General features: G+C 74.3%; 13 protein-coding genes and 1 pseudogene. 6 read left to right on the top strand and 8 right to left on the bottom strand.

Annotated features, from left to right (window positions below):
* Positions 1-94: 94 nt before the first annotated feature.
* On the bottom strand, positions 95-874 hold the full coding sequence (locus AB0K82_RS20085; RefSeq protein WP_364398836.1) for an alpha/beta fold hydrolase: 780 nt from the start codon (positions 872-874) through the stop codon (positions 95-97).
* Between the two features lie 23 nt (positions 875-897).
* Entirely contained in the window at positions 898-2,124 is a 1,227-nt protein-coding gene (locus AB0K82_RS20080; RefSeq protein ID WP_364398835.1) for a hypothetical protein, read from the bottom strand.
* Between the two features lie 83 nt (positions 2,125-2,207).
* On the opposite strand from AB0K82_RS20080, the gene AB0K82_RS20075 reads away from it, so the two are divergent.
* From AB0K82_RS20075 to AB0K82_RS20060, 4 genes are read left to right on the top strand one after another with little or no spacing between them, the layout of a single operon-like run.
* Positions 2,208-3,185: an alpha/beta hydrolase gene (locus tag AB0K82_RS20075; protein ID WP_364398833.1), complete on the top strand. Its 978-nt coding sequence runs from the start codon at positions 2,208-2,210 to the stop codon at positions 3,183-3,185.
* Positions 3,186-3,189: 4 nt separating this feature from the next.
* Entirely contained in the window at positions 3,190-3,828 is a 639-nt protein-coding gene (locus AB0K82_RS20070; protein ID WP_364398831.1) for a TetR/AcrR family transcriptional regulator, read from the top strand.
* Positions 3,825-5,279, top strand: a complete 1,455-nt coding sequence (locus AB0K82_RS20065) for a long-chain fatty acid--CoA ligase (RefSeq protein ID WP_364398830.1) — start codon at positions 3,825-3,827, stop codon at positions 5,277-5,279. The genes AB0K82_RS20070 and AB0K82_RS20065 overlap by 4 nt, the downstream gene beginning before the upstream one ends.
* Positions 5,276-6,271 (top strand): 3-oxoacyl-ACP synthase, encoded by a 996-nt coding sequence (locus AB0K82_RS20060; RefSeq protein WP_364398828.1) that lies wholly within the window; start codon positions 5,276-5,278, stop codon positions 6,269-6,271. The genes AB0K82_RS20065 and AB0K82_RS20060 overlap by 4 nt, the downstream gene beginning before the upstream one ends.
* A gap of 28 nt (positions 6,272-6,299) precedes the next feature.
* On the opposite strand, the gene AB0K82_RS20055 is transcribed toward AB0K82_RS20060, so the two are convergent.
* Positions 6,300-6,899, bottom strand: coding sequence for a helix-turn-helix domain-containing protein (locus tag AB0K82_RS20055; protein WP_364398826.1), 600 nt, complete (start codon positions 6,897-6,899; stop codon positions 6,300-6,302).
* 95 nt (positions 6,900-6,994) lie between these two features.
* On the opposite strand from AB0K82_RS20055, the gene AB0K82_RS20050 reads away from it, so the two are divergent.
* The gene (locus AB0K82_RS20050; protein WP_364398825.1) at positions 6,995-7,720 is read left to right on the top strand and encodes an SDR family NAD(P)-dependent oxidoreductase; all 726 of its coding nucleotides are present in this window, start codon (positions 6,995-6,997) and stop codon (positions 7,718-7,720) included.
* 151 nt (positions 7,721-7,871) lie between these two features.
* Positions 7,872-8,600: a 2OG-Fe(II) oxygenase gene (locus AB0K82_RS20045; RefSeq protein ID WP_364398824.1), complete on the top strand. Its 729-nt coding sequence runs from the start codon at positions 7,872-7,874 to the stop codon at positions 8,598-8,600.
* 385 nt (positions 8,601-8,985) lie between these two features.
* Here the strand turns inward: AB0K82_RS20045 and AB0K82_RS20040 are convergent, their stop codons facing one another.
* The 5 genes and pseudogenes from AB0K82_RS20040 to AB0K82_RS20020 form a co-directional block, all read right to left on the bottom strand.
* Positions 8,986-9,633: a 50S ribosomal protein L11 methyltransferase gene (locus tag AB0K82_RS20040; RefSeq protein ID WP_364398822.1), complete on the bottom strand. Its 648-nt coding sequence runs from the start codon at positions 9,631-9,633 to the stop codon at positions 8,986-8,988.
* A 167-nt stretch (positions 9,634-9,800) separates the two neighbouring features.
* A complete protein-coding gene (locus AB0K82_RS20035; RefSeq protein ID WP_364399008.1) occupies positions 9,801-10,931 on the bottom strand; it encodes a VWA domain-containing protein in 1,131 nt (376 codons plus the stop codon).
* A 44-nt stretch (positions 10,932-10,975) separates the two neighbouring features.
* Positions 10,976-13,573 (bottom strand): DUF5682 family protein, encoded by a 2,598-nt coding sequence (locus AB0K82_RS20030; RefSeq protein ID WP_364398820.1) that lies wholly within the window; start codon positions 13,571-13,573, stop codon positions 10,976-10,978.
* A gap of 2 nt (positions 13,574-13,575) precedes the next feature.
* Complete coding sequence (locus AB0K82_RS20025) at positions 13,576-14,682, bottom strand: AAA family ATPase (protein ID WP_364399006.1); 1,107 nt, start codon at positions 14,680-14,682, stop codon at positions 13,576-13,578.
* 117 nt (positions 14,683-14,799) lie between these two features.
* Positions 14,800-15,515, bottom strand: a pseudogene (locus AB0K82_RS20020) (hypothetical protein); the annotation flags it as partial.

The following is a 15,515-nucleotide window of genomic DNA, read 5'->3' as shown; positions in this document are numbered from 1 at the left end:
CCAGCCCAGCCCAGCCTCGCCCGGCGGACGGGGGACGGCCTGCCGCCTGGCACTGTTCGGTTCCGCCCGCCGCGCGGCCGGGTGGGGGCCGGCCTCACTCCAGGAAGCGCCGTACCCGTTCGACCGTGCCCTCGGGGTCCTCCCAGAAGAAGAGGTGCCCCTGGTCGGGGAGCCACTCCAGCCGCGCGCCGGGGACGCGCTCGGCCAGCAGCGGCGCGTTGCGGGGGTCGACGACGCGGTCGGCGGTGCCGTGCAGGACCAGGGTCGGCGCCGTGACGCCGGCCAACCGCCCGAACGCGTCATGACCGAGCGAGGCGGCCGACTGCGCCTGCCACGCCCTCGGATCCTGCGGGTCGGCCAGCCTGCGGGCGAGGAGATCCTCCAGGGGGTGCGGCGACGCCAGCGCGTTGGCGGTCAGGCGGCGCGTCGCCTCCTGCGGTGGCAGTCCGGTCGCCTCGCGGATGAGGGTGAGGGTCGCCTCCGGCAGCGGGTACGCCTCCGCGCCGCCCGGCGTCGTACAGGCCAGGATCAGCCGGTCGACCCGGTCCGCGTGGTCCAGGGCGACCATCTGGGCGATCATCCCGCCCAGGCTGGCGCCCATGACGTGCGCGCGCCGTACGCCGGCCGCGTCCAGCACCGCGACCGCGTCCGCGGCCATCGTCGCGGTGTCGTACGGGCCCGGCGGCGCGTCGCTGTCGCCGATCCCGCGGTTGTCGAAGGTGATGACCCGGTGGGTCTTGGCGAGCGGCTCGACGACGGGCGCCCAGCCCCAGCGGGGGTAGCCGAGACCGTGGATCAGCAGCAGCGGCGGACCGTCGCCCACCTCCTCGTACGCGATCCGTACGCCCGCCGCCGTCGCCGTGCCCGTCGTCATCGCCGTCCTTCCGTCTCGCGCGTTCAGCCCAGCCAGGAGGCCATCTGGGCCTCCGCGCCCGAGCTCCAGCCGAGCTGCAGGTGGTTGAGGGGCAGGGTCGCCGAGGCCGCGCGGTTCGCGATCCCGGCGGTGTTGGTGCAGCTGGCGACGAACACCGCGCCGTCGGACGGGCCGGTGTGCTCATTGTGCAGCAGCGGCATGGTCGGGGAGTTCCCGCACAGCTCGTACACGGGGACGCCGGCCGGGACGCCGGCGTCGATCAGCGGCTGGACCAGCGAGCCCTGGTCGATGCTGTACTGGATGCCGCGGCCGCTCGTGTAATAGCCCTGGCCGCCGTAGTAGGTGGTGTACCAGTCCTGCTCGGTGGTCGGCAGCGGGTAGACGTCGTCCCAGCGGTACAGCATCTGCCGCGCGCCGGGGAACGCCGTGCCCTCGTAGCTGAGCTGTGTCTCGTCGTACCAGAGGCCGTAGCAGACCATCGCGGTGTGCGGCGCGGGGGCGTCGAGGGAGCCGCCGCACTGCGGGTAGATCGCGAAGTCGTGGCTCCAGCCGTGCCGGAAGCCCCAGTCGAAGCCCTTGTTCGGGCCGCCGACCAGGATGAGCCTGCGCACGTCGCCGGCGTACGCGGTGCCCCACGACTTGCGCAGCGACGAGACGTACATGCGGGCGTTGAACGCGCCCTTCGACCAGCCGACGACGTCGACCTGGGACGCGCCGGTCTCGGCCTTGATGAGCTTGACGGCGTCGCCGATCTGCTCGCTCCAGTAGTACCCGTCGCCGGTCTTGTGCGGGAAGCCGATCGCGAAGACCTTGTAGCCGCGCCCGTCGAGGTACTGCATGAGGCCGGTGGAGGGGCAGCTCGTGCTGCCGCAGCCGTTGGCGCCGAGGACGTTCGGGTTGGCCCACGCCTGGTCGGCCGTCTGGTTCGCGCCGTGCACGAGCAGCACCGGTACCGGCTTCGAGCCGGTCAGCGCGCCCGGCGCCTGGTACAGCAGGAAGCGCGACGAGTGCGGCTCGGCCACGCCGCCGAACAGTCGCTGCGTCTGCCCGGTCTGGTCGCCCACGCCGCCCGGCGGGTACGCCTCGGCGGCGAACCCGGATGATGTGTCGCGATACCGCTCGACCTTGGCCCAGCCGTTCTCCAGGCCGCTGGTGTAGGTCGCCTCGAGCGTGACCGAGGACGTCGCGTACGCCGGGAGAGGCGACGCGAACATCAACAGGAGGATCAGAGTGAGCAGGATTCTGCGCATCCGCCGCCCCTTTTATGAGAGGTGATTCACCTGTTAATTTGGCGGTGCCGGCGTACCCCGTCAAGAGCCGGTCGGGAGTAGACATGACCTTGTACACGCGGGAGGCCGGCGAGGGCGAGCCGGTGCTGTTCGTGCACGGCAACCTGTCCGACGGCTCCGCCTGGGACGAGCAGCTCCGCCTGCTACCGCCCGGCTACCGCGGCATCGCCCCGGACCTGCGCGGCTTCGGCCGCAGCGACCCGGCGCCGATCGACGCGACGCGCGGGGTCGGCGACTTCCGCGACGACCTCGTCGCGCTGCTCGACGAGCTCGGCCTGGACTCGGCCCACCTCGTCGGGCACTCCATGGGCGGCGGCGTCGTCATGGACCTGGCCGCCCGGCACCCCGAGCGCGCGCGGACCATCACCCTGGTCGCGCCCGTCAGCCCGTACGGCTTCGGCGGCACCCGCCTCGACGGCACGCCGTGCACGCCGGACTTCGCAGGATCGGGCGGCGGCACCGCCAACCCGGACCTGGTCAAGCTCATGCGGGAGGGGGACCGGACCGACGCGCATCCGGTGTCGCCGCGCAACGTCGTCCGGACGCTGTACTTCCCGGGCGCCGAGGCCGTGCGCGCCGAGGAGGAGCTGCTCGAGGGCATCCTGCGCACCCGGGTCGGCGACGACCACTATCCCGGAGACGCGACGACCTCGCCGCACTGGCCCGGCACCGCGCCCGGTGCCCGCGGCGTGCTCAACACGATGTCGCCGAAGTACTTCGACTGGAGCGGCTTCCCCGAGTCGGGCTGCCGGGCCCCGGTGCTGTGGGTGCACGGCGACCAGGACGCGGTCGTCTCCGACACCTCGATGTGCGACCTCGGCCACCTGGGCGCGCTCGGGTACGTCCCCGGCTGGCCGGGCGAGGACGCCTTCCCCGCCCAGCCCATGGAGGCCCAGACCCGGCAGGTCCTCGACCGCTACGGCGCCTACCAGGAGAGGGTGATGGCCGGCACCGGGCACTTCCCGTACGCCCAGCGGCCGGACGAGTTCGCCGCGATGTTCCACGCGCACCTGGCGGGCTGAGGCGATGGCCTGGCGCATCGAGGAGGAGCCGCCGCCCACCAGCACGCGCGGGCGGCCGCTGTCGGCGAAGGGGGAGCGCACCAGGCGCAGCCTGCTGGACGCCGCCGAGCAGGTCTTCGGCGCTCTCGGTTACCACGACGCGTCGATCGTGAAGATCACCGAGGCGGCCGAGGTCGCGCAGGGCACGTTCTACCTCTACTTCGAGGGCAAACGGCAGATCTTCGACGAGCTCGTCGCCGACCTGAACCGGCGGGTGCGCCGCGCGATGTCCGAGGGCGCCCGGCAGGGCCGTACCCGCACGGAGGCCGAACGGCTCGGGTTCCGGGGCTTCTTCCGGTTCACCGCCGAGCACCCGGCGCTGTATCGGATCATCCGGCAGGCGGAGTTCGCCGCGCCCGACGCGCTCCGCCGGCACTACCAGGCGATCGCCGACGGGTACGTCGCCGGGCTGCGCGGCGCGATGGACGCCGGGGAGATCGCGCCCGCCGACCCGGAGGTCGTCGCCTGGGCGCTGATGGGCGTCGGCGAGATGATCGGCATGCGCTGGATCCTGTGGCGGGACGACGCCGAGGCCGGCGAGGTGCCGGAGCACGTCTTCGAGGAGATGTACGCCTTCGTCCGGCGCGGGCTCGGCGCCTCGTGAACCTCGGACGCTGGATCCGCGACCGGGCGCGTACGACGCCGCGCCGGACCGCGATCGTGTTCGGCGACGAGGAGGTCACCTACGCCGAGCTCGACGACCGCTCGGAGCGGCTGGCGGCCGGGCTGGTCGCGCGCGGTCTCCGGCGGGGGGACCGGGTCGCGACGCTCACGGACAACCGGCCGGAGCACGCCGAACTCTTCTTCGCCTGCGCCAAGGCCGGGCTGGTCCTCGTGCCGCTCAACGTGCGGCTGACCGTGCCGGAGCTGGCCTACCAGGTCTGCGACGCCGAACCGGCGATACTGCTCGCCGCCCCCGGCCGTACCCTCCCGCCCTTCGCCGGACCGGTGCTCGAGCTGACCCGCGAGGGCCTCGACGCGGTGGCGGCCGCGCCCGGTCCCGTCCAGGAGGAGGGGGTCGGCCCGGACGCCGGGCTGCTGATCGTCTACACCTCCGGCACCACCGGCCGACCCAAGGGCGCGCTGCTCAGCCACGCGAACTGCTTCTGGACGAACCTGTCCCTCGACCGAGGCTGCGAGCTGCGGGAGGACGACGTCGTCCTGCAGGTGCTCCCGCAGTTCCACGTCGGCGGCTGGAACGTCCAGCCGCTGCTCGCCTGGTGGAAGGGCGCCACGGTCGTGCTCGAGCCGGCCTTCGACCCGGGCCGTGCGTTGCGGCTCGTCGCGGAGCGCCGGGTGACCACGATGATGGGCGTCCCGGCGACGTACCAGTTCATGGCCGCGCAGCCGGACTTCGCCACCGCGGACCTGTCGTCGCTGCGGTGCGTGGTCGTCGGCGGCGCTCCCATGCCGGAGCCGCTGCTGCGCACCTGGCTGGAGCGGGGAGTGCGGATCACCCAGGGGTACGGCCTCACGGAGGCGGCCCCGAACGTCCTGTGCCTGCCCCCGGAGGAGGTCGCGGGCCGGGTCGGCTGGGCGGGCAGACCGTACCCGCACGTCGACGTGGCGCTCCTCGGCCCGGACGGCCCCCTGACCGGGCCGGGCCGCGGCGAGCTGGTCGTCCGCGGCCCGAACGTCTTCGCCGGCTACTGGCGGAACCCCGCCGCGACCCGGGAGGCCGTCCCGGACGGCTGGCTGCGCACCGGCGACATCGCCGAGCGTGACGCGGAGGGCTTCTACCGCATCTGCGACCGGGTGAAGGACATGTACGTCTCCGGCGGCGAGAACGTCTACCCGGCCGAGGTCGAGTCGGTGCTCGCGGGGTTCCCCGGCGTCGTCGAGGTCGCGGTCGTCGGCGTGCCCGACGGGCGCTGGGGTGAGGTCGGGTGCGCCTTCGTCGTCGGCGACGTCCCGGTCGATGGGCTGCTCGCGCACTGCCGGGAGCGCCTCGCGGCGTTCAAGGTGCCCAAGCACGTGCGCATGGTGCCCGCGCTGCCGCGATCGGCGGTCGGCAAGACGCTCAAGAACGAACTGCGCGCGGAGTTCGCCGGATGATCGGGCTGGCCGCCACGGCGTCGTACCTGCCGTCCCGCTGGATGCCGGCCGCGGAGATCGCGGGACTCAGCGGCATCCCCGAGCACGTGCTCGTCGACCGGTTCGGCCTGCGCGGCAAGCACGTCGCCGCACCGGACGAGCACGTCAGCGACATGGCGGCGACGGCCGCCCGCCGCCTCATGGCCGAGCGCGGCCTCCGCCCGGACGACGTCGACGCCCTGGTCTACTTCGGCTCGACGTGGAAGGACTACGCGGTCTGGCACGCCGCGCCGCGCATCGCGCACCTGCTCGGGCTGCGCCGCGCGGCCGTGTTCGAGATGGCGTACGTCTCCTGCGGAGCGCCCGTCGCCGTGCGCGTCTGCCGGAACCTCCTGCGCGCCGAGGCGGAGCTCACCACCGTCCTCGCGGTCGGCGCCTCCCGCGAGTCGTCCCTTATCGACTACACCAACCCGCGCGCCCGCTTCGCGTACGACTTCGGCGACGGCGCGGTCGCCGCGCTGTTCACCCGGGACGAGGGCGCGGAGGTCCTCGGCTGCCACATGCTCACCGACGGGTCCTTCTCCGGCGACGTCATGGTCCCGGCGGGCGGCAGCGTCGCGCCGGCCGACGCCGAGACCGTACGCGGGCGGCGGCACCTCCTCGACGTGCCCGATCCCCGGTCGCTGAAGGAGCGCCTCGACCCGGTCAGCCTGCCGAACTTCGTCGTGGCGGCGACCGGCGCGCTGACGCGCTCGGGCGTGGACCGCGCCGACTTCCTCTGCGCGCTGCACGTCAAGCGCTCCCTGCACGACGCCCTGCTCAAGGAGCTCGGCCTGCCGCCGGAGCGCGCGGAGTACCTCGACGACACCGGCCACATGAGCGGCGTCGACCCGCTCCTCGCGCTGGACCGGGCCGCCCGGGCGGGCCGTCTCGTGCCCGGCGACCACGTCCTCCTCCTCGCCGCGGGCACCGGCTACACCTGGGCCGCCGCCGTGCTCCGGTGGACCGGTTAGCCGCGCGGCGGACGGCGGCGTCCGCGAGTCACTCCCACGCCGGGGCCGGCACCGTGCCGGCGTCGGCGCGTAGTCCGTCGAGGAAGAACGCCAGGTGCCGTTTCCAGGCGAGCGGTGCCACGTCCATCGATTCCCGGATCACCTGCGACATCGCCCAGACCAGCGTGACAAGGTCCTGCGACTCGAAATCGGCCCGCAGCACTCCGTCGTCCTTGGCCCGTTCGATGACCCTCTCCGCCTGTTCGAATCCGCGGCGACAGGCCGCCTTCACCGCAGAGCTCATGGGGAAGCGCTGGGCGAGCGCGTCGTTCATTCCGCGGTCCGCCGCCTGCAACGTGAACAGCCCTTCGATGAAGCCGACGAATCCGGCCCATGAGTCATCGGCCGCCAGCGCGGTGGCGGCGATCCGGTCCAGCGCGCCCAGCCGCTCGGGGAAGATCACGTCGAAGAACGCCTCACGGGTCGGGAAGTGGTTGTAGAGGGTGCCGATGCTGACCCCGGCCCGGCGGGCGATCTCCTCCAGCGGTGCGTCCAGGCCACGCTCGGCGAACATCTGAACAGCGGCCGCGAGAAGCTTGTCTCGGTTGCGCGCGGCGTCGGCGCGCATCGGCTTGGCTCCGGTTGCCATGCCTTCCATCCTATGAAGTCGAGGGTCGCCTCATATTCGTGCCAGCGTAGCGCTTAACTTGAGGAAACCCTCAACTTCACTGGAAGGGCGCTCTCATGTCCGCACGCAAGACCACCGTGGTCGTGGGCGTCGGCCCCGGGCTCGGCATGTCCATCGCGCATCGCTTCGGCCGTGAGGGCCATGCGGTGGCGCTCATATCCCGCAGCGACCGCCGGCATGCGGGATACGTGTCCGCTCTGGCCGAGGCGGGCATCGAGGCCGAGTCCTTCGTCGCCGACGTACGCGACCGCGACCAGATCCTGTCCGCCCTGGACGCGGTCACCGAGCGGTTCTCCCGCATCGACGTGCTCTACTACGGGCCTGGGGCGGCGGACCTGCGGACGCCTCCGGAGCCGATCGTCGGGATGGACGCGGTGAGCGTCCGGGAGGCGATGGCGTCGGTGTATTCGGCCGTCGACGTGGTCGGCAAGGTGCTACCCGGAATGATCGAGCGCGGCGACGGCGGTCTGCTCTTCGCGGGTGGCCTCAGCGCCCTCACGCCCATGCCCGCTCTCGGCGCCCTCGCGCTGTCCTCGGCCGCGCTGCGCAACTACGCCCTGACGCTGAACACGGCGCTGGTCGAGAAGGGCGTCTACGCCGGAAGCGTGATCATCGGCGGGCTCATCGAGCGCGGTGACATCCACAAGATGGTCGAGTCCCAGCGGGACCGGTCCGGCGACGTCGGGATCAGATCGCTGGATCCCGATGAGATCGCCGACACGGCCTGGAAGCTGTACTCCCAACGTGACCGACCCGAAGCGACGTTCAACGCCTTCGGCTGACTCATCCGGAAGGTGGACGACGCGCCGTGGCCATCGGCGCTGCGGAGCCGCGGATGGCGGTGCGGTGGGCAGCCGCTCACAGGGCCGCCTCCCGAACGTGACGTCGGATTTCCGCGAGTCCGGCGGGCGTCGTCCGTCGCAGAGTGGAGGCATGACCTCGCAGATCACCGCCCCGGAGGTGAGGCGGCACGTCGACGCCGCCGACTGGACGGCCCTCGCCGGAGAGCTGGACGAGTACGGCTGCGCGCTGACGCCTCGGCTGCTGACCCCAGAGGAGTGCCGCGCCATCGCCGGGCTGTACGAGCGGGCCGAGCTGTTCCGCACGACGGTCGACATGGCCCGGCACCGGTTCGGTTCCGGTGAGTACCGGTACTTCACGCACGAGCCGCCCGAGCCGGTCGCCGAGCTGCGCCGCGCCTTCTACCCGCGTCTGCTGCCGATCGCCCGCGACTGGGCGGCGCGGCTCGGCAGGCCCGCGCCGTGGCCCGACGACCTGGACGAGTGGCTCGCGATGTGCCACGCCGCCGGCCAGGACCGGTCGGCCCAGATCCTGCTGCGCTACCGGGAGGGCGACTGGAACGCCCTGCATCGCGACGTGTTCGGCGACATGGTCTTCCCGCTCCAGGTGGTCATCGGCCTCGACGAGCACGGCACCGACTACACCGGCGGCGAGTTCCTGCTGGTGGAGCAGCGGCCCCGGGCCCAGTCGCGGGGCACCACCACCGTGCTCCGGCAGGGCCACGGCCTCGTGTTCACCACCCGCGACCGGCCGGTCCGCACCAAGAGGGGCTGGTCGGCGGGCGCCGTACGCCACGGTGTCAGCACCGTGCGGTCGGGCCACCGCCGCGCTCTGAGCCTGGTCTTCCACGACGCGACCTGATCCGCGCGCTCAACGCGGGATGGCGAACACCGCAGCCCCGGCGACCACGTCCTCCTCCTGGCCGCGGATCCCGGCTGGACCCGGGCTGACGCGGTGATCCGGTGGACCTCGCGGCCGCCTGCCGACCCGGGCTCGGGACGGCACGGGGTCGTGGGCGGTCGAGGTCGACGGCGAAGTGACGCGGCAGCGTCCCGCCGCAACCGCTGGTCATTTCGACCACGGCCCCGGCGGGAGCGACGCGAACGCCCGGCATCGGGTCGCGCCGGCGCGCGCGTCGCGGTTCACCTTCATCGTCCACGAGAAGGACGCGGCGGCGGCGTCGCCGCGCACGTGGGAGACACCGCCGTCGAAGACCTTGTTCAGTGACGCGGCCTGCCCCTCCGGCTCAGCGGGGGAGGGCGAAGACCGCCGCCGCCGTGACGGCCCGTTCCTCCAGGTTGGCGGTGCCCGCGACCTCGTATCGGGCGACGGCGGTCAGGCCGTCCGGCAGATAGGGCCGGAGGGGGTCCCCGAGCAGCACGTCCAGACCACGTCGGCGCTGCGCGCGCAGAAAGGTCATCATGGCCTCGGCGAGATCCGCGTCGTAGCAGACGTCTCCGGCGAGGATCACATCCACTCCGTCGACGCCGCGTTCGAGGACGTCGTCGGCGAGGACGTCGACGTGCACGCCGTTGAGGGCGGCGTTGAGGCCGATGGCGGTCGCGGCGAGAGGGTCGATGTCGCAGGCGGTCACCGACCGGGCGCCCGCCAGCGCCGCGCTGATCGCCACGAGGCCGGAGCCACTGGCCAGGTCCAGGACGCGCCGTCCGGCCACCGCCTGCGGCTGGTCGAGGACGTGCCGGGCGAGGGCCTGGCCACCCGCCCAGGCGAAGGCCCAGAACGGCGGCGGGACGTCCGAGGCCGCCCGGCCGCGCTGCGTCGCCTCCCAGGCCGCGAACGGCTCCTCGGCCAGGTGCAGGGAGATCTCCGGAACCAGGGGAGGCGCCGAGATCCAGGTCAGCGCCCGGACCGTCGCGGCGTTGCCGTCCGTCACGGGCGGCTCCGCGAACAGGGGATCACGTGGCCCAGCCTATCCAGGCACCGGCCGGCCGGCGGTTCGAGCGGCCCGCCGCCGTGGCGGCGGGCCGTCCTGCCAGGCCGTCGTTCTACCGGGCGTCCCTGCCCGGCGGTCGTTCTACCGGGCGTCCCTGCCAGGCCGTCCTACCGGGCCGGAGCCGCTCGTTCGGACCATTCCGTCAGGTCGCGGCCCTCGATGGCGGCGGCCATCAGGTCGGGGAACGCGTCGGGCGTGCAGGCGAAGGCGGGCACGCCCAGAGACGTCAGCGCGGCGGCGTTCGCGTGGTCGAAGGCGGGCGCGCCCTCGTCGGACAGGGCCGTCAGCGCGACGATCCGCGTGCCCGCGGCGGTCATGGCCGCGACCCGCTTGAGCATCTCGGCGCGGGACCCGCCCTCGTACAGGTCGCTGATCAGGACGAGGACGGTCTCGCGTGGACGGGTGATGAGGCGTTCGCAGTAGGCCAAAGCCCGGTTGATGTCGGTACCGCCGCCGAGCTGCGTGCCGAACAGCAGCTCGACCGGGTCCCGCAGCCGGTCGGTGAGGTCCACGACCGACGTGTCGAACGCGACCAGCGAGGTGCGCAGCGTCGGCATCGAGGCCAGGACCGAGCCCAGCACGCCGGCATGGACGACCGACGCCGCCATGGAACCGCTCTGGTCGACGCACAGGACGATGTCGCGTTCGACGGTCCGGCGCCGGCGGGCGTAACCGACGAGGTGGTGCGGGACGACGGTCCGGCGGGCCGGAACGTAGTGGCGGAGGTTCGTCCGGATGGTGCGGTGCCAGTCGACCTCGGAGACGCGCCGGGGACGGTGCCGCCGCGCGGACCGGTCGAGGGCGCCGTCGACCGCCGACCTCATGCGCCGCGCGAGACGCTCCTCCAGCCGGCCGGCCACGGCGCGGACGACGGCCCGGGCGGACTCCCTGGCCCGCTCGGGCAGCACCTGGTTCAGTGACAGCAGGGTCCCGACCAGGTGGACGTCGGGCTCGACCGCCTCCAGCATCTCGGGTTCGAGGAGCAGGCGGGTCAGGTCGAGGCGTTCGATCGCGTCCTTTTGCATGATCTGGACGACGGTGGACGGAAAGAAGGCCCGGATGTCGCCGAGCCAGCGGGCGACCTGCGGCGCGGACGCGCCGAGCCCGGCGCCGCGGCCGCGCCGCCCGGCACCCCGCCCGCCCGTGCCGTACACCGCTTCGAGCGCGGTGTCCATCTTGGCGTCGTCGCCGGTCAGGGCCGCGCCGGTGGAGGCGGCCGCCTCGCCGCCGAGCACCATCCGCCAGCGTCGCAGCCGCTCCTCGTTCGCCTCCGCACCGGCGGTCACGTCCGCTCCCTCCCATCGTCCGGCCGCGGCTTTCCCCGGCCGGTCGTCCCAGCGCGACCTCTCGGGCCGGAACCCGCCTGCGGCGGGCCGAGGATGTCGAGGACGGTGCGCACGGCCGGGGCGGCGCGGCCGAGATCGAGGGCCTCGTCGTCGGCGGCACCCAGGCCGGACGCGGTTCCGATCCGGGCCACCCGTTCGCCGATGGCACGGCGCTCCGGCGCCTCGAAGGTCCCGAACGTCCGGCGGAGCAGCGGCAGCACGCCGGTGAAGGAATCCGGCGGCAGCCCGGCGATCCAGTCGTCCACCAGCCGCAGCAGCCGGTCGTCGTGGACGAGGATCAGCCCGCCGCCGGACAGGAACCCCTCGACCCAGGCGGCCGCGCGGGCCGGAGAGGCGCCCACCGAGACGGCCCGCGCCATCCGGTCGCCGATCCCGCCCGCGGGCCCGTCCGCGCCGTCGAGCAGCTCCGCGTCCAGCAGCAGGCGGGTGAGCCGTCCCTCGATCAGGCCGTGCAGCCCGGGGCGGTCGAGGAGGGCCCGCAGGGTCCCGTGCCAGCGCGCGGTGTACTCGCCGGCGCCGAGAAGGGACAGCGCGCCGTGAACGTCGTCGACCCGGTCGAGCAGCGTGCGGGCCGCGTCGTCGTCGAGTCCGGTGACCTCGGCGGGCAGCCCGACGCAGACGCGCACGACGAGGCCGTCGACGACGGTGCGGAGCGGTTCGGCCGCGGTGCCCCGGACGTCCCCGTAGCGCAGCGTACGGACCAGCGCGGGCAGCGCCGCCATCAGGTGGGCGACGTCGGTGTCGGCCGCCGCCCGGTCGGCGAGCGCGGCCATCACGGCCGGCAGCGCGTCGCCGAGGTCGGCGGGCAGGCACCGCTCGGCCAGCGCGGTGAGGTCCGCGAGGCCGGTGGCCTCGGCGGCCAGCGCCCGCGCCCGCGCGGACGCCGCGTCGCGTACGGTCAGGCCCCACGCGCCGCCCTCGACGAGCCGGACGTCGAACTCCGGTCGCCAGGCCAGCGTCCAGTTCTCCCGGAACGTCCCCTTGCCACGCCCGGACGCGCCGGGCTCGCCCCAAGGGACGCCCAGCAGCCGGAGCCGGTGCAGCAACCGGCTGCGATCGAGGTCGACGGGCCGGCGCAGGTCCAGGTCGAGCTCCCTGGCGGACGCCGACGGCTGGAGGCGCAGCCGCCGTTGTTCGTCCCGCAGGTCCCGCTGCAGCGGCACCATCGGCGCGCCGTCCGGTACGGCGCCGAGACGCTCGCCGACGACCATGCGGCGCTGGATGAGCTCCAGGGGGAGTTCGGCGCCCTCGCACAGGACGGCGAGCGTCGCCTCGGTGACCTCGGCCAGCCCCGCCAGCGGCCGGTCACGCAGGGCGGCGAGCGCGTTCGCGAGCCGTACGGCCTCGATGACGTGCGCGGACGACACGGGCAGGTCCTCCGCCCGCAGTACCGCCGCCGCCGCGGTGAGCCAGCGCTCGATCGGGCGGTCGGGCGCGGTGAACAGGTGGTGGTACCAGCCCGGGGACGTGACGCCCGCGCCGTAGCCGGACCGGATCGCCAGGCGGCCGTACGACCAGGGCACCCAGGTCATCGCGACTCTCGTCGTCGGCAGCCCGCGCAGCGTGCGGTCGTCACCCGCCGCGGTGGGCGCGTCGGCCGAGCGCGACGGGCCGAGCCCGGCGGCGATCGCGGGTACGTGCCAGGCCCCGCAGACGACGGCGATCCGCTCGAAGCCGTCCTTGAGCGCGCGGCGTACCGTCCTGCGCATGTACGCCTCGCGGCGCTCGTCCCGCCGCAGGTGGTCCTCCGGCAGGGCGGGCGCGTGCTCCCGGAGCGCGGCCATCGCCTCGGCGACGGCCGCGAACGGCGCGGGGCCGCCATCGCGGTGCTCGACCACGTCGTCCCACCAGCGTTCGGGGTCGTCATAGCCGGCGGCCTCGGCCAGCCGGGCCAGCGGATCGAGCCGTACGGCCGCCGCGCCCGGCTCCGGCCCGGCGCCGGGCGGCCGCCCGTCCGTCCCCGGCGCGCCGCCGGGACCGGGTGGTCGCTCGTCCGCCGCCGGGACCGTCCCGGGCGCGGCGGGCCGGGATCCGGTCGGCGCGTCCGGTTCGGGCATGGTGTGCCGGGGACCGGTCGGCCCATCCGGCTCGGGGACCGTCTCGGCCGCGGCGGGCCGGGGACCGGTCGGCGCGGCCGGCCGCTCGCCGGGCCCCGCGAGGTCCTCGGCACCCGCGGGATCGACGGCCGCCTCGTCGGCGAGCTGGTGCGCGGCGGGCAGGTCGCAGAAGCGCACCGGCACCCCCGCCTGGAGAGCGTGCCGGATCGCCTGCCACTCGGGGCTGAACTCCGCGAACGGCCAGAACGCCGCCCGCCGTCCATCCCCGCCGTCCACCGCGTGGGCGAGCAGCGCCACCGGAGGCACCATGCCGGGCTCGGCGGCGAGACCGACGATGGCGTCGGCCTCGGGCGGCCCCTCGACCAGGACGACGTCGGGCCGCAACTCGTCCAGCGCGCGGCCGAGCGCCCGCGCCGACCCCGGGCCGTGATGCCGGATCCCGAAGATCCGGACGCGCTCGTGGGCAGGGGCGGTCACGGTCAGGAGACCTCACGGCAGGCGCGGTAGAAGTCGCTCCACTCGGGACGTTCGCGCACGACCGTCTCGAGGTACTCCTGCCAGACCACCCGGTCCGACACCGGGTCCTGCACGACCGAGCCGACGATGCCGCCCGCCACGTCGGCGGCCCGCAGCACCCCGTCGCCGAAGTGGGTCGCGAGGACCCGGCCGTTGGTGATCACCGAGATCGCCTCCGCGGTGCTGAGCGTGCCGCTGGGCGACTTCAGGCGGGTACGGCCGTCGGCGGTGCGGCCGGAGCGCAGCTCCCGGAAGACGGTGACGACCCGTCGGATCTCCTCCAGCGCGGCGGCGGTCTCCGGCAGCTCCAGCGACGTGCCGATCTGGGCGACCCGGCGGGCGACGATGTCGACCTCCTCCTCGGTCGTCGCGGGCAGCGGCAGCACGACGGTGTTGAACCGGCGGCGCAACGCGCTGGACAGGTCGTTCACCCCGCGGTCCCGGTCGTTGGCGGTCGCGATGACCGTGAAGCCCTTGCGCGCCTGCACCTCGGTGCCCAGCTCCGGGACGGGCAGGGCCTTCTCCGACAGGATCGTGATGAGGGAGTCCTGCACGTCGGACGGCATCCGGGTGAGCTCCTCGATCCGCGCGACGGCCCCGGACCGCATCGCCCGCATCACCGGGCTGGGCACCAGGGCGTCCTCCGAGGGCCCCTCGGCGAGGAGCCGCGCGTAGTTCCAGCCGTACCGGATCGCCTCCTCCGCCGTGCCGGCCGTGCCCTGGACGAGCAGCGTCGAGTCGCCGCTGACCGCGGCCGCCAGGTGCTCCGACACCCAGGTCTTGGCGGTGCCGGGCACGCCGAGCAGGAGCAGCGCCCGGTCCGTGGCGAGCGTGGCGACGGCCACCTCGATCAGGCGGCGCGGCCCGACGTACTTCGGCGTGACGACCGCGCCGTCGGGCAGCGTTCCGCCCAGGAGGTAGACCGTGACGGCCTGCGGGGACAGCCGCCAGCCGGGCGGGCGCGGCCGGTCGTCTCGTTCGGCGAGGAGGGCCAGCTCATCGGCGAACTGGCGTTCGGCGTGCGGGCGCAGCACGGCCTCGGTCACGGAACCTCCTTCGTCGGCCCCCATGACCGAGGTGCTGTGTCGATTGATTCCCTCGCTCCGCTCGGTCATCGGTGCGGCTCCTTCGTCGGGGGTGTTCCGTCGCCGGTGGTCATCGAATCCTCGTTCGCTTCGCGGCCGGGGTCACCGGAGTTCTTCGAGCATGTCGTGCCGGAAGCGCAGGACGTCGGCGAGCTCGGACAGCGGCCGATGACCGGGATGCCGGCGGGCGAGTTCGCCGATGCGCGGCGCGGTGGCCGGGGCGAGCCGCTCGCCGGCGAGGCGGCACAGGTCGGCCGGAAGCCGCCCGGCGGCGAAATCCGCCAGGGCATCGCCCAGGGCGGTGGTCATCACGTCGGCCAGCGGTCCGGTCCAGGGCCCGGGGACCCGTTCGAGCACGGTGAGCCGGTCGGCCCGGCCCTCGATCCGGCGCGCCGCCGTGGCCGCGTGATCCTCGCGCTCCGCGTGGGGCAGGACGTCCAGCAGGCCGGTGAGCGCCGGAAGGTCGCCGAGTACGACGTCGCCCGCGAGCAGCGCACGGGCCCAGGCGGCGTCCCGCTGTCGCGCCGCCGCGCGCGCCCAACCGAGGTGGACGTCCCGCCTGCCGTGCTCGTCCGGCGCGGACCGCGCGCCGGCGGTCATCGGCGGCGCGACGATCGGCAGCGCGGCGACGCGCGACGGGGGCAGGCCGAACCGCTCGGTCCAGGTGGACAGCGGCGTGCGGGCGAGGATCTCCCGCAGCCACCCCGCGCGGTTCCCGACGCGCTCGGTGGCGTGGTACGCGGCCGTGCCGCGGCCGAGGCGGGGAGAGGGAAGGGTCACCGTGGCGTGCGTCGACGGCGAGTGGCACGCGCTGCCCG

The organism is Actinoallomurus sp. NPDC052274, assembly GCF_040679475.1.
GTDB classification, from domain to species: domain Bacteria; phylum Actinomycetota; class Actinomycetes; order Streptosporangiales; family Streptosporangiaceae; genus Actinoallomurus; species Actinoallomurus liliacearum.
This window is presented reverse-complemented; position numbering and strand designations above follow the sequence as displayed.